The 17,005-nt window shown below is 74.6% G+C and carries 16 protein-coding genes; 8 read left to right on the top strand and 8 right to left on the bottom strand.

Annotated features, from left to right (window positions below):
* Nucleotides 1-27: 27 nt before the first annotated feature.
* Genes OG730_RS19340 through OG730_RS19330 form a run of 3 tightly spaced genes read left to right on the top strand, consistent with a single transcriptional unit; the run spans nucleotide 28 to nucleotide 2,136 of the window.
* Nucleotides 28-195, top strand: coding sequence for a hypothetical protein (locus OG730_RS19340; protein WP_327305399.1), 168 nt, complete (start codon nucleotides 28-30; stop codon nucleotides 193-195).
* Nucleotides 196-213: 18 nt separating this feature from the next.
* Complete coding sequence (gene codA / locus OG730_RS19335) at nucleotides 214-1,521, top strand: cytosine deaminase (protein WP_327305398.1); 1,308 nt, start codon at nucleotides 214-216, stop codon at nucleotides 1,519-1,521.
* Nucleotides 1,522-1,527: 6 nt separating this feature from the next.
* Nucleotides 1,528-2,136 carry an HD domain-containing protein gene (locus tag OG730_RS19330; RefSeq protein ID WP_327305397.1) on the top strand — a complete coding sequence of 203 codons (609 nt, stop codon included), beginning with the start codon at nucleotides 1,528-1,530 and terminating at the stop codon, nucleotides 2,134-2,136.
* A 44-nt stretch (nucleotides 2,137-2,180) separates the two neighbouring features.
* Here OG730_RS19330 and OG730_RS19325 read toward each other — a convergent pair whose 3' ends face one another.
* Nucleotides 2,181-2,627: a DoxX family membrane protein gene (locus OG730_RS19325; RefSeq protein ID WP_250744887.1), complete on the bottom strand. Its 447-nt coding sequence runs from the start codon at nucleotides 2,625-2,627 to the stop codon at nucleotides 2,181-2,183.
* Nucleotides 2,628-2,734: 107 nt separating this feature from the next.
* Nucleotides 2,735-3,865 carry a sulfite oxidase gene (locus OG730_RS19320; protein ID WP_327305396.1) on the bottom strand — a complete coding sequence of 377 codons (1,131 nt, stop codon included), beginning with the start codon at nucleotides 3,863-3,865 and terminating at the stop codon, nucleotides 2,735-2,737.
* A gap of 102 nt (nucleotides 3,866-3,967) precedes the next feature.
* On the opposite strand from OG730_RS19320, the gene OG730_RS19315 reads away from it, so the two are divergent.
* Entirely contained in the window at nucleotides 3,968-4,357 is a 390-nt protein-coding gene (locus tag OG730_RS19315) for an SHOCT domain-containing protein (protein ID WP_327305395.1), read from the top strand.
* Nucleotides 4,358-4,447: 90 nt separating this feature from the next.
* On the opposite strand, the gene OG730_RS19310 is transcribed toward OG730_RS19315, so the two are convergent.
* Nucleotides 4,448-5,056, bottom strand: coding sequence for a sigma-70 family RNA polymerase sigma factor (locus OG730_RS19310; RefSeq protein WP_327305394.1), 609 nt, complete (start codon nucleotides 5,054-5,056; stop codon nucleotides 4,448-4,450).
* A 212-nt stretch (nucleotides 5,057-5,268) separates the two neighbouring features.
* Nucleotides 5,269-6,066, bottom strand: coding sequence for a hypothetical protein (locus tag OG730_RS19305; protein WP_327305393.1), 798 nt, complete (start codon nucleotides 6,064-6,066; stop codon nucleotides 5,269-5,271).
* A 311-nt stretch (nucleotides 6,067-6,377) separates the two neighbouring features.
* On the opposite strand from OG730_RS19305, the gene OG730_RS19300 reads away from it, so the two are divergent.
* Both OG730_RS19300 and OG730_RS19295 read left to right on the top strand, forming a co-directional pair.
* On the top strand, nucleotides 6,378-7,493 hold the full coding sequence (locus OG730_RS19300; protein WP_442815203.1) for an MFS transporter: 1,116 nt from the start codon (nucleotides 6,378-6,380) through the stop codon (nucleotides 7,491-7,493).
* Nucleotides 7,490-8,569, top strand: coding sequence for a sugar ABC transporter permease (locus tag OG730_RS19295; protein WP_327305391.1), 1,080 nt, complete (start codon nucleotides 7,490-7,492; stop codon nucleotides 8,567-8,569). The genes OG730_RS19300 and OG730_RS19295 overlap by 4 nt, the downstream gene beginning before the upstream one ends.
* Nucleotides 8,570-9,064: 495 nt before the next feature.
* Here OG730_RS19295 and OG730_RS19290 read toward each other — a convergent pair whose 3' ends face one another.
* Nucleotides 9,065-10,234, bottom strand: a complete 1,170-nt coding sequence (locus tag OG730_RS19290; RefSeq protein WP_327309336.1) for an acyl-CoA dehydrogenase family protein — start codon at nucleotides 10,232-10,234, stop codon at nucleotides 9,065-9,067.
* Between the two features lie 259 nt (nucleotides 10,235-10,493).
* On the opposite strand from OG730_RS19290, the gene OG730_RS19285 reads away from it, so the two are divergent.
* On the top strand, nucleotides 10,494-12,551 hold the full coding sequence (locus tag OG730_RS19285) for a CoA transferase (protein ID WP_327305390.1): 2,058 nt from the start codon (nucleotides 10,494-10,496) through the stop codon (nucleotides 12,549-12,551).
* A complete protein-coding gene (locus tag OG730_RS19280; protein WP_327305389.1) occupies nucleotides 12,548-14,401 on the top strand; it encodes a class I adenylate-forming enzyme family protein in 1,854 nt (617 codons plus the stop codon). Before OG730_RS19285 ends, OG730_RS19280 begins: the two co-directional genes overlap by 4 nt.
* An 86-nt stretch (nucleotides 14,402-14,487) precedes the next feature.
* Here the strand turns inward: OG730_RS19280 and OG730_RS19275 are convergent, their stop codons facing one another.
* From OG730_RS19275 to OG730_RS19265, 3 genes are read right to left on the bottom strand one after another with little or no spacing between them, the layout of a single operon-like run.
* The gene (locus OG730_RS19275) at nucleotides 14,488-15,336 is read right to left on the bottom strand and encodes an ABC transporter substrate-binding protein (protein WP_327305388.1); all 849 of its coding nucleotides are present in this window, start codon (nucleotides 15,334-15,336) and stop codon (nucleotides 14,488-14,490) included.
* Complete coding sequence (locus OG730_RS19270) at nucleotides 15,276-16,181, bottom strand: metal ABC transporter permease (protein WP_327305387.1); 906 nt, start codon at nucleotides 16,179-16,181, stop codon at nucleotides 15,276-15,278. Before OG730_RS19270 ends, OG730_RS19275 begins: the two co-directional genes overlap by 61 nt.
* Nucleotides 16,178-16,801: a metal ABC transporter ATP-binding protein gene (locus OG730_RS19265; protein ID WP_327305386.1), complete on the bottom strand. Its 624-nt coding sequence runs from the start codon at nucleotides 16,799-16,801 to the stop codon at nucleotides 16,178-16,180. Before OG730_RS19265 ends, OG730_RS19270 begins: the two co-directional genes overlap by 4 nt.
* Nucleotides 16,802-17,005: the final 204 nt, after the last annotated feature.

Raw genomic sequence — 17,005 nt, 5'->3', positions numbered from 1 at the left:
GCGAACCTGCGTAGAGGAGTGGCGGTCATGGCGAAGAAGGCGCGTACCGGCAAGCCGGCCCACCAGGATTCAGAGCGTGCGATGGCGAAGAACACCGCGGCCGAGGCGCGCGCCAAGGCCGCCGTCCGCGATGTGCACTCGGTCGCCGCGAAGACCCGGGGCATGCAGCAGAAGGCCCAGGCCAAGCGGGGTTGAGAGCCGTAGGCTGACGCGATGCGGATGATCGTCCGGGGCGCCCGGCTGCTGCACAGCGAAGGCCTGCACGACGTCGAGGTCGCGGAGGACGGGCGGATCGCGCGCGTGCTCCCGTACGACGACCAGAAGGAGCCCCCGGCGACGGGGGTGCTGATCGAGGCGCACGGCGGGCTGCTCAGCGCGCCCTTCGTCGAGCCGCACATCCACCTCGACACGGCCCTGACGGCCGGAGATCCGCGCCCCAACGTCTCCGGGACCCTCTGGGAGGGCATCGCCTGCTGGAGCGAGCGCAAGAAGACCCTGACCCGCGAGGACGTGATCGCGCGGGCCACCGAGGTGCTGCGCTGGCAGGCGGCGCAGGGCGTCCTGCACGTGCGCACCCACTGCGACGTCACCGACCCGGAGCTGACCGCGCTCGACGCGCTGCTGGAGGTGCGCGACCGGGTCCGGGACGTGATGACCCTGCAGATCGTCGCCTTCCCGCAGGAGGGCATCGTCTCCTTCCCCGGCGGCGAGAAGCTGCTGCGCGAGGCCGTCCGGCGCGGGGCCGACGTGGTCGGAGCGATCCCGCACTTCGAGGACACCCGCGAGGACGGGGTGGCCTCGCTGGCCGTCGCCTTCCGGCTGGCCGAGGAGCAGGGGCTGCGCGTGGACGCGCACTGCGACGAGATCGACGACGAGCAGTCCCGTTTCGTGGAGGTACTTGCCGCGCACGCCCTGCGCTCGGGGCTGCGCGGGCACGTCACCGCCTCGCACACGACGGCCATGGGCTCCTACGGCGGCGCCTACAGCTTCAAACTCCAGCGGCTGCTGTCCCGCTCCGGGATCAACCTCGTCTCGAACCCCTTCGCCAACCTCAACCTCCAGGGCCGCTTCGACGCCTACCCCAAGCGGCGCGGCCTCACCCAGGTCAAGGAGATGCTGGCGGCCGGGGTCAACGTGGCCTTCGGCCACGACGACGTGATGGACCCCTGGAACGCGCTCGGCACCGGGAACCCGCTCCAGACCGCCCTCGTCGGGATCTACGCCGCCCAGCTCACGGGAGCGGACGAGATCCCGGTGGCCTTCGAGATGGTGACCGAGCGCGCGGCGCGCGTGCTGGGCCTGTCGCCCTCGGAGTACGGGGTCCGCCAGGGCAACCCGGCCTCCTTCGTGCTGCTGCCCGCCGAATCGCCTACCGAGGCCGTCCGCCGCCAGGTCCGCCCGCGCTACGTGGTCTCGCGCGGCACCGTCCTCGCGGAGACCCCGGCGGCTCCGGCCCGGCTGCTGGCCTGGCCGGGAGAGGAGGGCCCCTCGGAGGTGGACTTCCGCGTCCGCCTACTGTGAGCGTCCATGACCTATGTGACATGGACTCTTGACACTCCGTCGGCCCGCGCCGCGCTGGAGGTCGCCTCCGAGTACACGGACGCGGCGCTGCTGAACCACTCCGTCCGCTCGTACGCCTTCGGGGCCGAGCACGCGGACCGGCACGGGCTGTCGTACGACCGGGAGCTCTTCTACGTCAGCGCGCTGGTGCACGACCTCGGGCTGACCGCGCCCTTCGACAGCCACACCCTGCCCTTCGAGGAGGCGGGCGGCCACGTCGCGCGCGTGCTGACGGCCGGGCTGGGCTGGCCCGCGGAGCGGCGGGCGCGCGCCGAGGAGATCATCGTGCGGCACATGCGCGAGGACGTCACGGCCGCCGAGGACGTGGAGAGCCACCTGCTCCAGATCGGTACGACCGCGGACGTCTCCGGGGTCGGCGTCCTGGACGCCGACCCCGTCTTCACGTCCGCGCTGCTCACCGAGTACCCGCGCCTCGGCTTCGGCGACGCCTTCTTCGCGCTGGTCAGCGACCAGGCCGCGCGCAAGCCGCAGTGCGCGGCGGCGGCCTACGTGGCGAGCGGCGCGAAGGAGCGCATCGCGGCGAACCCGCTGGACCGGCGCGGCCGGGCCGTCTAGCGGTCTACCCGGCTATCCCGCTACCCGGCTACCCGTCTATCCGTCTAGAAGAGCCCCAGGGCGTTGTCCAGGGACCAGACCTGCCAGCCCATCGCGAAGAAGGCGACTCCGGAGATCAGGGCCATCATCAGGTTCTGCCCCTGCTCGCCCCAGTCGTGGATCATCAGGATCAGGTAGACCAGGTTGAGCAGCAGCCCGGCGAGCAGGGCTATCGGGGTCAGGAACCCGACGATCAGGCCCAGGCCGAGGGCCAGTTCGGCGTAGGCGACGAGGTAGGCCATGAAGCGCGGGTAGGGCTTGACGACGATGTCGAAGCCGCGCGTGACGAACCCCCAGCGGTGCTTCTCGGCGACGCCGGCCGCCCAGCGGATGCCGCCTCCGCCGAACCAGTCCTTCTTGTCCTTGTGCCGCCAGCTCTCCAGCCACCACAGCCCGAGCCCGATCCGCAGAACGGCGACCCATTCGGGCCCGCCGAGCCAGATGGTCTGCATCCTCGGTTCCCTTCCTCGTTCCCTCACAAAGATCTGACGATGTGTCAGTTTCGAGGGAAGGGCAGGGGTGTGGCAAGGGGTTGGCCGACGAGGTTGGCCGACAGGGGTCAGTGGCACACGACGGAGACGGCCTGCACCTGGTTGTTCCCGAAGCCCCCGCGGTTCCACGGCTGTTGCACCGGCTGTGTGCGCCCCGAGGCGTCGGTGGCGCGGACCAGGAGGGTGTGACTGCCCGCGACCGCGGTCCAGTCGGCGTGCCAGCCCTGCCAGGCGTACGGGTGCCCGCCCTGCGGCAGCACCTCGGCGTCGGCCCAGCCGCCGCCCCCGTCGGTGCTCAACTCCACGCGCACGACGGGCCCGTACCCCGACCAGGCGCGCCCGGCCAGCCGCACCGGGCCGGGGCGCACCACCCGGGTGCGGGACATGAAGTCGGGGAATCCCGGCGGGATCAGCAGGGCGCGCGGGGCGATCCGGGTGACGGGCTCGCCGGGCTCCTCCGCGTCCTGCCTGAACCGGTAGGCGGTGGCCTGCTGGTAGCCGCCGAAGGCCGTGTCGACGAGCTCGATGTCGCGCAGCCACTTCACGTGGGCCATCCCGTACCAGCCCGGGACGACCAGCCGCAGCGGATGCCCGTGCTGGGGCGGCAGGGGCCCGCCGTTCATCGTGTGGGCGAGCAGCACGTCCTCGCCGACGGGCAGCGGCAGGCTGCGCCGGTAGTCCTGCTCGACGCCCCGCTCCAGCCCGTGGTCCGCGCCCGTGAACACCGCCTCCACGGCGTCCGGAGCCACCCCGGCCTCCGCGAGCACCGCGCGCAGCGGCACCCCCGTCCAGTCGGCCGTCCCCACCGCCTCCACCAGCCAGGGCTGACTGACCGGCCGCGGGGACAGCCGGGCCCGCCCGTTGCCGGCGCACTCCATGGTGACCCGGCGGGTCACGGAGGGCAGGCTCCGCAGATCGCGCAGCCCCAGCTCCAGGGGGGTCCGGAGGCGGCCGCGCACGGTGAGGCGCCAGCCGCCGGAATCCGGGTCGGCTTCGTCCTCGGTGCCGGTGCCGGTGTCGGGGATGTCGTAGTGCACGAGCACGTAGTGCAGCCCGGCCGGGGTGACCTCGTACCGCATGGCCTCCAGAGGGAGCCCGTGGTTGCGCGCGGCGAGCGCCAGCTCGTCCTGGCCGATGCCCTCCCCGGGGGCGGCGATCCGGCCCGGGGAGCTGATCCCGGTGAGGGGGCGCTCCTCCATGGGTTCATGGTCCCGCGGTCGCGTCGGACCGGCTACTCCGCGTGCGGATCACTCAATCAGACGGTATGAATTGATCTGTCCCTTATGTGATCGGAGTGACGCGTGGACGACTATCCACTGCTCAACCTGTTCTGGACCATGCTCTGGCTCTTCCTGTGGGTCATGTGGTTCTTCCTGCTGTTCAAGGTGATCACTGACATCTTCAGGGACCACGAGCTGCACGGCTGGGGCAAGGCCGGCTGGCTGATCCTGGTGCTCCTGCTGCCCTACATCGGCGTCCTCATCTACCTCATCGTCCGCGGCCGCAGCATGTCGCAGCGGGACGTGAAGCAGGCGAAGGCGCAGGAACAGGCTTTCCAGGACTACGTCCAGAAGGCCGCGGGCCCCCGCAGCAGCCCCGCGGAGGAACTCGCGAAGCTGTCCTCCCTCAAGGAGAAGGGCCACCTGACCCAGGAGGAGTTCGACAAGGCCAAGGAGAAGCTCCTGACCTGAGGACTCTCCTCCACCCCACACGGACGGGACCGGACCGCGCGACCGCGGTCCTGCCCCGTCCGTGTGCGTTCCGGGTGCGTCCCGGGCCGGTCAGGCCCTGGCGGGGTCCGTGTCCTCCAGCAGGTCGATCAGGGACGAGCGGGCCCGCGCCACGCGCGAGCGGACGGTGCCTATCGGACAGCCGAGCATGAGCGCCGCCTCCGCGTACGGCAGGCCCATGAGCTGGGTGAGGACGAAGACCTCGCGGCGTTCGGTCGGGATCGCCGCCAGGAGCTCCGCGAGCGCGACGCCGTCCTCGAAGCCGGGTACGCCGCGGGGCTGGCTCTGCTCGGCCGCGGTCTGCCAGTCGTCTCTGTCGGCGATCTTGGGGCGGGCCGCCTTGTGGCGCAGGCTGTCCACCACGGTGCGCCGCGCGATGGAGAGCAGCCAGGTGCGGGCGGAGGAGCGGCCCTCGAAGCGGTGGAGGCTGCCGAGGGCGCGCAGGAAGGTCTCCTGGGTCAGGTCATCGGCGGACTGCGGGTCCGCGCTGAGGTAGGCCACGTAGCGGCGCACGTCGTGGTGCAGGGCGCGGACGAACCGGTCCACCGCGACGGGGTCGCCGTCACGGGCGGCCAGCGCGAGGAGCGTGACGCCCTCGTCGGGTCCGGCGGTGCGGCGGGTGGGGGCGCTGGTCGGGCGGGTGAGCAGGGCAGCGGTCATCGCCTGGAGTCCTTCGGGGAATCCGGCCGGACGCGATGCCACGACGCGGGACGCGGGGTGCGGGTGCCCGAGGCGGCAGGGCGACCCACGTGCGCCCGCGGCGCGGGCGGGGCGAGGCCGGGGAACGGGTGGTACGGCCTGCCGGACGGCATGACCGATGCCCGAGGCGCGGTACGGGCACGCGTACCCGTGGCGCGTCGGGGAGCCGGCTGTCAGACGACAGCGATCCCGTGAGGTGGACCCCGTGAGGTGAGGGCGTCGGCGAGCAGCAGCCCGCGGGGCGTCCGGACCCGGTGGTTCCGGGCAGGGCGGACCCGCGGCCGGTGCGCGGGCGCGGGAAGCCGGAAGAGCAGCCGCAGCGGTACGAGGAACCGGGCGGCGACGGCGCGCAGCACGCGAAAGGCGCCGCGTTCCCCGTACGCGAGCCAGAGGCCGCAGATCAGGGCGGCCAGGAGGTGGCCGGCGAGCATGCCCGCAGGCGACATGGAACCCATGGCGTGCGCGCCCGGCACCGGCACGGCCCCCGCGCCGAACGAGGACCCGTCGGCCATCCCGGCCATGCCGGCCATCCCGTGCGCGCCATGAACCCCGTGCGCTCCGTGCGCTCCGTGCGCTCCGTGAGCCCCGTGCGCCCCGGCCATCCCGTGTACGTCCGCCCGCGGGCGGAGCGCGGCGGGGACGTCGCAGAGCAGGTACTGCCCCCAGCGGCGGCCCAGCGAGCCCAAGGAGGCCCCCTGCTCCGGGGCCCGCGCCGCCGCGGCCTGGGCGAGCGAGAACCCGCCGTGCAGGGCGGCCTGGACACCGAGGGTCGCGGAGACGACGGCCGCGAGACCGCGCTCCCGCCCGGCGAGGATCCAGCCGGTCGCCGAGGTTCCGGCGAACGCCGCGGTCATCCCCCACCAGGGCACGGAGGACCCCGACATGAGGACGTGCCCGAGGGACGAGAGCAGCACGCAGGTGGCCGCGAACATCGCGGCCCGTACGGCTCGGCAACATCGACCCGGTGTCATGGCCGGGCCATCGTTGCACCGGCCAGGCAGGGGCGACAGAGGGCATCAGGTTTTCCCATCGGCCGGAAACCGAACCCCCACCCCTTGTGGTGCACGCCACAACAGGCCCTGGGAACCAGGCCGTTCGAGGATCCGACTCCTGTCCGGACTAAGCCTGACGCTGAGCGGCGAGACGAGAGCGGGGTGGACGAGCGGTGGCGGACCGAACCGTTTCGGCGAAGACGCACGGAGCACCCGGGGCACCCGGCGTGGCAACCGAGGGCCCTACGAACGTCGGCGCGGGCGGGCTGACGGCCCTGCTCACCGGCGCCATGGCCTTCTCGATGCTCCAGCTCTTCCTCCTCGGCGCACTCGGCCCGCGCCTGATCGTGGACTTGGGGGTCTCGCCCGCCGTGCTCGGCTGGACCACCACGGTCGGATTCGGTACGGCCGCCGTGCTGTCCCCGCTCGGCGGGAGGCTGGTGGACCGGATCGGGCCGCGCCGCTCCCTCGTCCTCCTGCTGTCGGTGTCCGCGGCGGCGCTCGCGCTGATCGGCGCCGCGCCCGGCACCGGCTTCCTGCTCGCCGCCGTCGCGCTGGGCGGACTGCCCCAGGCCCTGGCCAACCCGGCGACCAACAAGGCCGTCCTCGCCGCGGTGCCCCCCGGCCGCCGGGGCCCGGTGACCGGCATGAAGCAGTCGGGCGTCCAACTGGGCGCCTTCGCCGCCGGGCTGCCGCTCACGGCACTGGCCGGCGGGATCGGCTGGCGCGGGGCGGTGTGGACGGCCGCCGCCACCGCCGCGCTGGCGGCGCTGTGGGCGCGCCGCGCCCTGCCCGCGGACCCGCCAACGGCCCCGGCCGGGCCCCGCGCCCCGCTCGTCCCGCGGGGTGCCATCGCCTGGCTGGCGGTGTTCTCCCTGTTCCTGGGCTGCGGCATCGCCTCGGTCAACACCTACCTGGCCCTCTTCGGCGCGCAGCGGCTCGGCATGGGTCCCACCGCGGCCGGCGCACTGGTCGCGGTACTCGGCGTCGCGGGCATCGCCGGGCGGGTCGGCTGGTCGAAGGCCGCCCGGCCGGGGCGCGCCGAATGGCTGCCCGGAGCCCTGGCCGCGGGAGCCGTGGGGGCGGCCGTCCTCCTGGCCGCGGCTCCGACCGTACGGCCGCTGGTGTGGGTGGCGGCCGTGGCCGTCGGGGTGTTCGCGGTATCGGCCAACGCCGTCTCGATGGTCCTGGTGATGCAGCGCTCCGCCCCCGGCCGGGCCGGCCAGGATTCCGCCCTCGTGGCCGCCGGCTTCTTCACCGGCTTCGCCGTCGGCCCCCTCCTCTTCGGCCCCCTCGCGAACGCCGGCCGTTACGGGACGGGCTGGCTGCTGGTGGCGGCCGAGTTCGGCGTGGCCGGTGCCATCGGGTTGACCTGGGCGATGCGGGAGCGGGGGAGGGGACGTTGACGACGCGGAAGGATCCGTGGGCGGAACGGGCGTTCGCGCGGCTCCTCGCGCGGGTGTCCGTCACAGCGTCCGAAATCGACGCGGAGCGCTTCCCGCTGTACGCGGATCCGCACACGGGGCAGTGGACGACGACCGGCCGGGGTTCCTGGGCCGGCGGCTTCTGGGCAGGCCTGCTGTGGCTGAGGGCCCGCCACACGGGAACCGCGGCCGACAGGTCCGCGGCATCGGCCTGCACCGCGCGCCTGACCGGCTGGGTAGACGCCGACACCTCCACCCGCGGGCTGATCCTCTGGTACGGAACGGCCCTGGCCGTCGAGGACGCCGGAGCAGAGCACTTGCGTTCCCGCGCGGCCGGAGCCTGCCTGTCAGCCGTGGACGAGGAACTCGGCCTGCTGCCCTGGGGGTCGGCCTTCGGCGGTCCGCGACTGCTGGCCCGGGTGGACGGCCTGCCGGGCACGGTCACCCTGCTCTCCACCGTCGGCCCGGCGGCCGCCGCATCGCACCTCCAGCGCCACCTGTCCTTGTGCCTCCCCGGCTCCGGCACGGAGGCCCGCCCCGCCCGTGACCTCGTACCGGCCTGGTCCTACGCGGCGGAGACGGGCTGGCGGGAGTGCGCGGAGCCGGCGCCGGGCTGGAGCAGAGGACCGGCCTGGCTGCTCCTCGCACTGGCCGACGCACTGCACCGCCCCGCCGTGGCCGCCTGCCTGCCGGGCCACCCGCAGGCACTGGCGGAACGACTTGCCGACGCGTGGACAGGACCGGGCACCCCCCTCGTACCGCCCGCGGAAGCGGCCCGCCCGGACGGCCCGCAGGACACCTCCGCCGCGGCCGTGACGGCCGTCGCCCTCCTGAAGCTGTCCCTGCTGCCCGGCCCCCGCGCCGCGGCGTACGCACACCGCGCGGCGGAGATCCTGAAGCACCTGGTGGACCACCACCTCTCCGGGGGCCGCCTGCTGAACGGCTGCTACGACGCGGACAAGGGAGTCGCGACCCACCACGAACTGGTGTGGGGCGACTTCTTCCTGGCCCTGGGCCTGGCCGCCCTGACCGGGCGAGCCGACCTCCGCACGGTCTGAACCTCACCGCCCGCCCCTCGTCTGATTCAGCCAGGGACGGTGGTCAGTCGCTAAGCCGAGGGGGAGTGTGTAGCGATCTGTCGCGCCCACCGACTCCGAGAGCCGTCTCGTCCCCCTCTCGCTCGTGGTGGCGGGCGACCGTCACGGGAAGGGTGTCCAGGCGCCCGGCCCTGGATGCTCTGATCGCCCCGCGCGTCCGTACCGGCTGAGCTTCCTGTCCTGCCGGGGCCGTGTATGGATGCCCACTGGCCGGAGGGGGCTGCGTATCTGCAACTGGGCCGCTCCTCCCTCATCTCCCTCCCGGCCGTTCCTCGGGGGGATCCCGGAAGTCTTGTGGCGTTTCGGGGTGGGTCGGTCGGTCAAGGGTGGCCGAAGGCCATCGCGAAGCGACGCGACCGAAGGGAGCGCCCTTGAGGGACCGGCCCGCACCGAAAGGACACTGGACTGCCGGGCTCCCACCGCACCATGCCAACGCCACCGACGGGCCCGCACAAGTCACCCGCCTTGGCCTTGGCCCCCACCCCCGCCCCCACCCCGGTATCCCCCCAGCACCCGCCGAGCCACCGCCGTGATGTGCAGTTCGTCCGGCCCGTCCAGGATCCGGGCCGTGCGGCCCGTGCGGTAGAGGGCGGGGAGGGGGGTGTCGGGGCCCAGGCCGGCCGCGCCGTGGATCTGGATGGCCGCGTCGGTCACCTGCTGGAGCATCCGGGCGGCCGCCACTTTGGCCAGGCCCACCTCCACGTGCGCGTCCCGTCCCGTGCTGATCGCGGCGACGGCCTCGTGGACGAGCGGCCGGGTGCTGCGCAGCAGCAGGAGCGACTCGAAGACGTGGCTCTGCACCAGCTGATGTGCTCCGAGCGGTCCGCGCGACCCGGTACGGGAGTTCACGCGTGCGCACATGAGGTCGAACGCGCGCTGCGCCTGGCCCAGCCAGCGCAGACACCTCAGGGTGCGGCCCAGTTGGAGGCGTTCCGCGGCGATGGCGAGGGCCCGGCCGCGCTCGCCGAGGAGGTGGTCGGCGGCCACGCGCACCCGGTCGAACTCGATCTCCCACTGCCCGCCCGCACCCAGCACCGGCAGCTCCCGCACCACCCGGAACCCCGGGGCGGAGGTGGGGACGACGAGCAGCGACAGCCCCGTACGGTCGCCCGGCCGCCCGTCGGTGCGGGCCAGTACGGTGACCAGATCGGCCTCGGCGGCGTGCGAGGTGAACCACTTGCGGCCGCTCAGGGTCCAGCTCCCGTCCGCCGCCTCCTCCGCGCGTGTGGAGGTGAGGTACGGGTCCGTGCCCGGTGTCTCCGGGTCGGTCATGGCGTAGCAGGCGCGCAGTTCACCGGCCGTCAGCCGGCGCGGGTACAGCGCGCGCACCCGGTCGCCGCCGTGCCGCCACAGCATCGTGGCGTCCAGCAGGGGCGCCGACCCCAGTGCCGCCGGTCCGTGGTCGCTCGCCCCCTCGGCCTCGGCGATCCGCGCGTAGCGCGCGAGACCGAGCCCTTGGCCGCCCAGTTCCACGGGCAGCGGGAGGGCCCAGAGGCCCGCCTCCTTCGCCCCGGCCTGGAGCTCCCGCAGGGCCGCCGCCCCGGCGGGGCCGCCCGCGTCGAGCACGGGCTCGCGGGGCATCACCCGCTCCCGTACGAACCCCGCCACCCGGTCCCTCAACTCCAGCTCTTTGCAGCCGGGTTCGTCCGAGCCGCGAGCCGCGTCCCCTCCGCCCTCCGCCACTCGCTCCTCTGCCACTCGCTCCTCTGCCACTAGCTGCTCTGCCACTAGCTCCTCCACCACTTTCCTCAGCCCGCCGGGAACCCGTGGGAACGGCAGTGCGACTGCCTTCCCGTGGAACTGGTCGGGCGGGCCCGCCCCTTGGTTCCCGTACGGGACCACCTGCGGCGCCGGCCGATCGCCGGGCCGGGAGAAGAGGAGAGGCATGGCGTCACCCGCCGTCACCCACACCGCTCGGCCGCTCGACGGGCTGCGCTTCACCACCTCGGGACCGCCCGGGCTCGTCGGCCCGGTGGCCGCACACCTGAGGCTGCTGGGAGCGGTCGGCCCTGACACCGATCCGGTCGCGGACGGCGGCGATGCGGCCCGCATCACGCTGACGGACGACGGCTACGGGAACACCCCCACCCCCACCACCTCCCTCCCCACCACCTCCCTCCCCACCCTCACCCCCGCCACCGCCACCCTCCGCTGGTCGTCCCCGGAGGCGGCCCTGCTGGGCGTCACCGACGAGGCGACCGTGCAGGCCGCGACCGGGATCATGGCCGTGCACGGCCGCCGCGACGGTCTGCCGCGGGGGCTCGCCGTGGACTACGCCACCACCGCGACGGCCGTCCTCACCACCCAGGGGCTGCTCGCCGCCCTGCTGGCCCGGGCCAGGGGGTGCGAGGGCGCCGCCGCGCAGCCGCACACGTACGTGGACCGGGCCGGGCTGCTGGTCGTGTCCCAGTACCTCGCCGCGAGCGGCGCCGATGAGGGCGAAGCCGCCGAACTGGCTCCCGGAGGGCCGCCCTTCACCGCCGCCGACGGCACGCTCTTCGAGCTGGAGACGCTGGATCCGGGTGCCTGGGCCGGGTTCTGGCGGGCCCTGGACGCCCCGGCCGACGCGGTACGGGCCGGGTGGCGGCCCTTCCAGTTCCGGTACGCCACCGCGTGCGCGCCCTTCCCCGAAGCCTTGCACGCCACCACCCGGGGCCACGGCTGGCAGCGGATCCGCGATGCCGCGGCCGTGTCGGGGGCCGAGGTGTGCCGGCTGCGGACCCTGGCCGAGCGGGCCGCCGAGGACGACGGAGCCGCCCCCTGGACCCTGGCCCCGTACGGCCCCGGCGGCCATGTCCGGGCGAAGGCGGCACCCACTCCCGGCCGGCCCGTCCCCGGCCGGCCCACCCCCGGCCCCCTCAGCGGCATGACCGTCCTGGAGGCCGGCCGGCGCGTCCAGGCGCCGCTCGCCGCCCACCTCCTGGGGCTGCTCGGCGCCGAGGTGATCCGGATCGAGCCGCCGGGCGGTGACCCGCTGCGCGGCATGCCTCCCACCTGCTCGGGGATCTCCGCCCGCTGGCTGGCCCTGAACCGGGGCAAGCACGCCGTGGAGATCGACATCAAGTCGCCCGCCGACCGGCTGCGGCTGGCCGCGCTGGCGGCCGGAGCCGACGTGTTCCTGCACAACTGGGCCCCGGGGAAGGCGGCCGAGCTGGGCCTGGACTGCGCCGACCTCGCGCGGGTGAACCCCACGCTCGTGTACGCGTACACCGGCGGCTGGGGCACGGGCCGGATCGCCGATCCGCCGATGGGCACGGACTTCATGGTCCAGGCCCGCACCGGCGTCGGCGAGGCGGCCCGCCCCGAGGGCGAGCCGCCCGCGCCGTCCCTGATGACCCTGCTCGACGTGCTGGGCGGGCTGCTCGGCGCCGAGGCCGTCCTCGCGGGGCTGCTGCTGCGCGAGCGCACCGGGCGGGGGGTCCGCGTGGACTCCTCGCTGCTCGGCGCCGCCGACCTGCTCACCGCCCCCGCCCTGCACCGTGCGCGGCGCGGGGAACGCGGCCGCCGGCCCGCGGGGTTCCGTACGCCCCTGCGCACCGCCGACGGCTGGATCGCCCCGGCCGACGCGGACGCCCGCGCGGTGGCCGACGCCTCCCGGGGACTCGCGGACCTGTCCACCGAGGAGGCCCTACGAGCACTCCGCGCGCGCGGCCTCACCGCGACGGCCGTCACCACCGACCTCACCGACCTGCACGCAGCCCCGCACCACGACCGGCAAGCAACCCTGCAAGCCGCCCCGCACCACACCCCGTCCCAAGACCGTCAAGCCGCCCCGCACCACACCCCGCCCCAAGACCGTCAAGCCGCCCCACACCACACCCCGCCCCAAGACCGTCAAGCCGCCCCACACCACACCCCGCCCCAAGACCCGCGCTTCGCCGGCTCGATCAGCCGGGACGCGCACGGTGCCCCCGCCGTTCCCGACCCCTGGAGCTTCGTATGACCGTCGCACTGCACGATCTGCTGCCCGTGGGACTGCGCCGCTCGTGGGCGGTCGACGGAACCTGTCCCGACCTCGACCTCTACAGCCTCTTCCGGGCCCGCCAGATCTCCGACCTGCACCACACCGCGGTCATCGATGCCAAGGGCAAGCTCTGCTACACCGCGCTCGACCGCAAGGTGCGATGTCTGGCCACCGGCCTCGCGTCCCTCGGCGTACGGCCCGGCGACGTGGTCGGTGTCCAACTCCCCAACGGCCGCGACGCGGTCATCGCGGACCTGGCCCTGGCCGCCCTCGGCGCGGTGGCCCTGCCCTTCCCCGTGGGCCGGGGCGGCCAGGAGGCCCGCTGCCTGCTGCGCCGCGCCGAGGCCGTGGCGGTGATCGCCGCGGTGGAGCACCGGGGCCACCAGCACGCCGCCGAACTGCTCGACCTGGCCCCCGAACTGCCCGCGCTGCGCCATGTCATCGCGGCCGGCGGACCGGCGGGCACGGAGCCCGAGGGAACGATCCGGCTCGCGACGCTGCTGCGCTCCGACCCGGCCGCCTTCGTCCCCGCCCGGCCCGATCCCGACAGCGCCGCCCGTATCCTGGTGTCCTCGGGCTCGGAGGCGGAGCCGAAGATGATCGCCTACTCCCACAACGCCCTCGCCGGCGGCCGGGGCAACTTCCTCGCCTCGCTGATGCCCGACGGGACGCCGCCGCGCTGCCTGTTCCTCGTACCGCTCGCGTCCGCCTTCGGCTCCAGCGGGACCGCGGTCACCCTCGCCCGGCACGGCGGAACCCTGATCGTCCTCGACCACTTCACCCCGGAGGCGGCCCTCGCGGCGGTGCGCGAGCACCGGCCCACGCACGTCCTCGGGGTGCCCACGATGTTCCGCATGATGCTCGACCGGCTCGAGGCGGAGGCAGCTGAGGCCGCCGGGGGAGACGGGCAGCAGCTCCCCGCCCCCACCGCCCTGATCCTCGGCGGCGCCCCCCTCGACGAGACCACCGCCGAGAGCGCGAGCCGCGCCTTCGGCTGCCCGGTCGTCAACCTCTACGGCTCGGCCGACGGGGTCAACTGCCACACCGGACTGGGCCGGGCGACCCCGGACTCCGAGGGCACGGGCGTCGCCGCCGGCCGCCCCGATCCCCGGGTCGCCGAGATCCGGATCACCGACACCGAGTCGCACGAGCGGCTCCCCGACGGGGCGATCGGGGAGATCATCGCGCGCGGCCCCATGACCCCCATGTGCTACGTCGCCTCCCCGGACCTGGACGCCCGGTACCGCACGCCCGAGGGGTGGGTCCGTACGGGCGACCTCGGCTTCATCGACGAGGACGGGGTCCTGCACGTCGTCGGCCGCCTCAAGGACATCGTCATCCGCGGCGGCGCCAACATCAGCCCCGCCGAAGTGGAACGGGAGCTCTCCTCCCACCCCCTCGTCCGCGACGTCGTCTGCGTCGGGGTCCCGGACGCGGTGATGGGCGAACGCCTCGCCGCCTGCGTCGTCCCTCGCGGCGCGCAGCCCCCCACCCTCGACTCCCTGGCCGGACACCTCACGCTGCGCGGCCTCGACCTCCGCAAGCACCCCGAGCACCTGCTGCTGCTGGCGGAGCTCCCGCTCACCCCGGCCGGCAAACCCGACCGCGCGGCACTGCGCGCCCGCCTCGCGACCGGCGCACCCGGCCAGGGGACCACCCGGGCCTTCCCCGAGCCCGCCGCTGAGGCCCGTACCGGATCCGCCACTGAGGCCCGTACCGAGCCCGCCGCTGAGGCCCGTACCGGATCCGCCGCTGAAGCCCGTACCGAGCCCGCCGCTGAGGCCCGTACCGAGCCCGCCGCCCAGACCCCGGCCGGAGTCGGCGCGTAGACGAGGGCGGGGCGGCCCCGGTGGACCGCCCCGCCCTCCAGCGGTACCGGGGGCGCCGCCCCCGTCCCACCGCCTCCCCGCTCCCCCTACCCCGCGGACCCGCCCACCTTGCCCATGGCCGCCTTCAGCGCGGCCCCCGCGTTGCGGTAGACCGGGAGCAGGTCCAGGTCGTTCCCCGGGTAGTTGACGATCCGCACCTGCTGCGCGCCGGAGTCGGGCAGCACGGTCCCGGTCGACATGTGCGCGTTGTCCAGGACCAGCGCGGGCTTCTTCGCCGACAGCTCGGCCAGCTGCGCCGGGGTCACCGCCTCGGGGCCGTAGGTGCCCACGGTGGTGGCGCCCGCCAGCTTCGCGGACCAGGCGGTGAACACCTGGCTCACGGCCGACGGACTCTTGCCGCCGGGCCAGGCGGCCCGGACGTCCTGCGCGACCCGCCCGTACTCGGCGTCGAAGTCGGCCGTCCACTTGGCGGCGGCGGCCTGCGTGCCGAACAGCGCGCCCAGCCGAGTGACTTCGGCCCTGACCTTGTCGGCGTCGTTGTCGAGGTTCACCTCCACCAGCTCCGCCTTCGAACCGGCGGCCTCCTTGATCTTCGCGGCGTACGGCTCGAAGGGCGCGTAGAGCACGAAGTCGGCCCCGGCGACGGCCGCGAGGTCGGAGGGCTTGGGGTCGTAGTCCGGGGCGTGGTGCACGGACTGCGGCACGATCACCTTGACGTCCCGCGCGCCGGCGGCCTTGGCGAAGGCGCCTTCCCAGGTGGTCGTCACGACGACGGTCGTCCGGGAGGGCGCGCCGCCCCCGGCGGAGGCGCCGCCGCCACCGCCGCCCTTCCCGTCCTCGGTGCCGCAGCCGGCCACCAGGGCCAGTGCCGGGGTCAGTGCGAGGAGGAGGGCGATGCGGGCCGAGCTGCTGCGGACGCGGGTTCGGGGCGCCATGAGCGGATTCTCCGTTCGGGTACGAGGTGCACCGCGAGGACGAGCGCCCCCGCGGTCAGGACGAGGACGGGCCCGGGGGGCCAGTCCAGCCGGAGGGCGATGAGGAAGCCGGTCAGGTTCACGAAGACGCCGATGCCCACCGCCCATCCGGTGATCGATTTCAGCGAGGTGCCCAGCCGGCGCGCGGCCAGGGCGGGCAACAGGGTCAGCGCGTCGACCAGCAGGGCGCCGGTGAGCTTGATGGCTCCGGCGACCGCGACCGCGACGAGCACCAGCAGGACCGTGGTCAGCGCCCGCACCGGCACGCCCGAACACTGCGCGAGCTCACGGTCGTAGAGCAGCAGCGCCACTTCGCGCCGTCGCCACCAGAACAGGCCGGGCACGAGGACGGCCAGGACGCCGAGCACCACGAGATCGGCGCCGCCGACGGACAGGATCGAGCCCCACAGCAGCGCGAACGCCCCCGAGGCGTTCACCCCGGACACCGCCAGGAGCAGCAGCGCGGCGGCGATCGCCAGGCTCATCAGGAGCCCCATCGCCCCGGACAGCCCGTCCGGGGTCCGGGCCAGCGGGGCGACCCCGGCTCCGGCCAGCGCGCAGGCCACCAGCGCGCACAGCATGGGGTCCAGCCCGGTGAGCAGTCCGACGGCGATGCCCAGCAGCGCCACGTGCATCATCGCGAAGCGCACCGGCATGATGTCCAGCCCGACGATGACCACGCCGATCACGGGCAGCCCGACGGCGGCGAGCAGCAGGGCGAAGCCCGCCCGCTGCACGGGCGGTAGTTGCAGCAGGGTGCCGAGGTCGGCGCTTGCGAGGGAGGCGGCCGCGAGGGTGGCGCTCACCGGACCTCCCGCAGGTGTCCGGCGGCCATCTCCAGGACCCGGTCGCAGCGTTCCGCGAGCGACCGGTCGTGCGTGACGACGACGAGCGTCACGGGCAGCGCGGCCAGGACGTCGGCGGCCTCGTCCTGCCCGGCGAAGTCCAGGGCGGCGGTCGGCTCGTCGGCGAGCAGTACGCCGGCCCCCGCGGCCACGCAGCCGATCGCCCGGGCCAGGTACATCCGCTGCAACTGCCCGCCCGAGAGGGTGTGCAGGGGCCGCCCGGTCAGCGGCCCCACCCCCAGCCGGCCGGCGGCCTCGGCGGCCGCGCGCGGGTCCCCGCTGCTGGCGAGGAGCTCGCCGCCCAGCAGCGGGAAGCGTCCCGCTGCGGGCTTCTGCGGGATCCACGCGCACGCCCGCCGCCGCCAGGCCGGGTCGCCCGTGCGGCCGCCGACCAGGATCTTCCCGCTGACCTGCGGGTGCAGCCCGAGCACGGCGCGCAACAGGGTGGTCTTGCCGGACCCGTTGGTGCCGGTCAGCGCGACGCGCTCGCCCGCGGCGATCTCCAGGTCGACGCCGGACACGGCCTCGATGCGCCCGTGCCGGCAGCCCACCCCTTCCATCCGCACGTCCAGCCCGCCCATGCCACGCCCTTCCGCTGTCACCGGTCGCCTCTCCGCGTGGAGTTGGTCGGCCGGAAGGGGCTCGCGGTTCCAGCCGGGCACGGGCGGGTTCACGCCGCCCAGCCGGGCGGGACCGGCCATTCCGCGCGGGCGTTCCGTTTTCTACAAGCGCCCCGGTCCGCCCCGGGCCATGATCGCGCCGCCACCTCCCGTGGTGATCAACAG

The organism is Streptomyces sp. NBC_01298 (genome assembly GCF_035978755.1).
GTDB lineage: Bacteria > Actinomycetota > Actinomycetes > Streptomycetales > Streptomycetaceae > Streptomyces.
Note: the sequence above shows the minus strand (reverse complement) of the source record. Positions and strands in the feature narration are given on the sequence as shown.

What these genes read in the sequence shown, in the direction of transcription:
- OG730_RS19330 (WP_327305397.1), top strand. Translation starts at nt 1,528, where the DNA reads ATGACCTATGTGACATGGACTCTTGACACTCCGTCGGCCCGCGCCGCG.
- OG730_RS19285 (WP_327305390.1), top strand. Translation starts at nt 10,494, where the DNA reads ATGGCGTCACCCGCCGTCACCCACACCGCTCGGCCGCTCGACGGGCTG.
- OG730_RS19340 (WP_327305399.1), top strand. Translation starts at nt 28, where the DNA reads ATGGCGAAGAAGGCGCGTACCGGCAAGCCGGCCCACCAGGATTCAGAG.
- OG730_RS19275 (WP_327305388.1), bottom strand. Translation starts at nt 15,336, where the DNA reads ATGGCGCCCCGAACCCGCGTCCGCAGCAGCTCGGCCCGCATCGCCCTC.
- OG730_RS19310 (WP_327305394.1), bottom strand. Translation starts at nt 5,056, where the DNA reads ATGACCGCTGCCCTGCTCACCCGCCCGACCAGCGCCCCCACCCGCCGC.
- OG730_RS19280 (WP_327305389.1), top strand. Translation starts at nt 12,548, where the DNA reads ATGACCGTCGCACTGCACGATCTGCTGCCCGTGGGACTGCGCCGCTCG.
- OG730_RS19305 (WP_327305393.1), bottom strand. Translation starts at nt 6,066, where the DNA reads ATGACACCGGGTCGATGTTGCCGAGCCGTACGGGCCGCGATGTTCGCG.
- OG730_RS19320 (WP_327305396.1), bottom strand. Translation starts at nt 3,865, where the DNA reads ATGGAGGAGCGCCCCCTCACCGGGATCAGCTCCCCGGGCCGGATCGCC.
- OG730_RS19325 (WP_250744887.1), bottom strand. Translation starts at nt 2,627, where the DNA reads ATGCAGACCATCTGGCTCGGCGGGCCCGAATGGGTCGCCGTTCTGCGG.
- codA (WP_327305398.1), top strand. Translation starts at nt 214, where the DNA reads ATGCGGATGATCGTCCGGGGCGCCCGGCTGCTGCACAGCGAAGGCCTG.
- OG730_RS19265 (WP_327305386.1), bottom strand. Translation starts at nt 16,801, where the DNA reads ATGGGCGGGCTGGACGTGCGGATGGAAGGGGTGGGCTGCCGGCACGGG.
- OG730_RS19300 (WP_442815203.1), top strand. Translation starts at nt 6,378, where the DNA reads ATGGCCTTCTCGATGCTCCAGCTCTTCCTCCTCGGCGCACTCGGCCCG.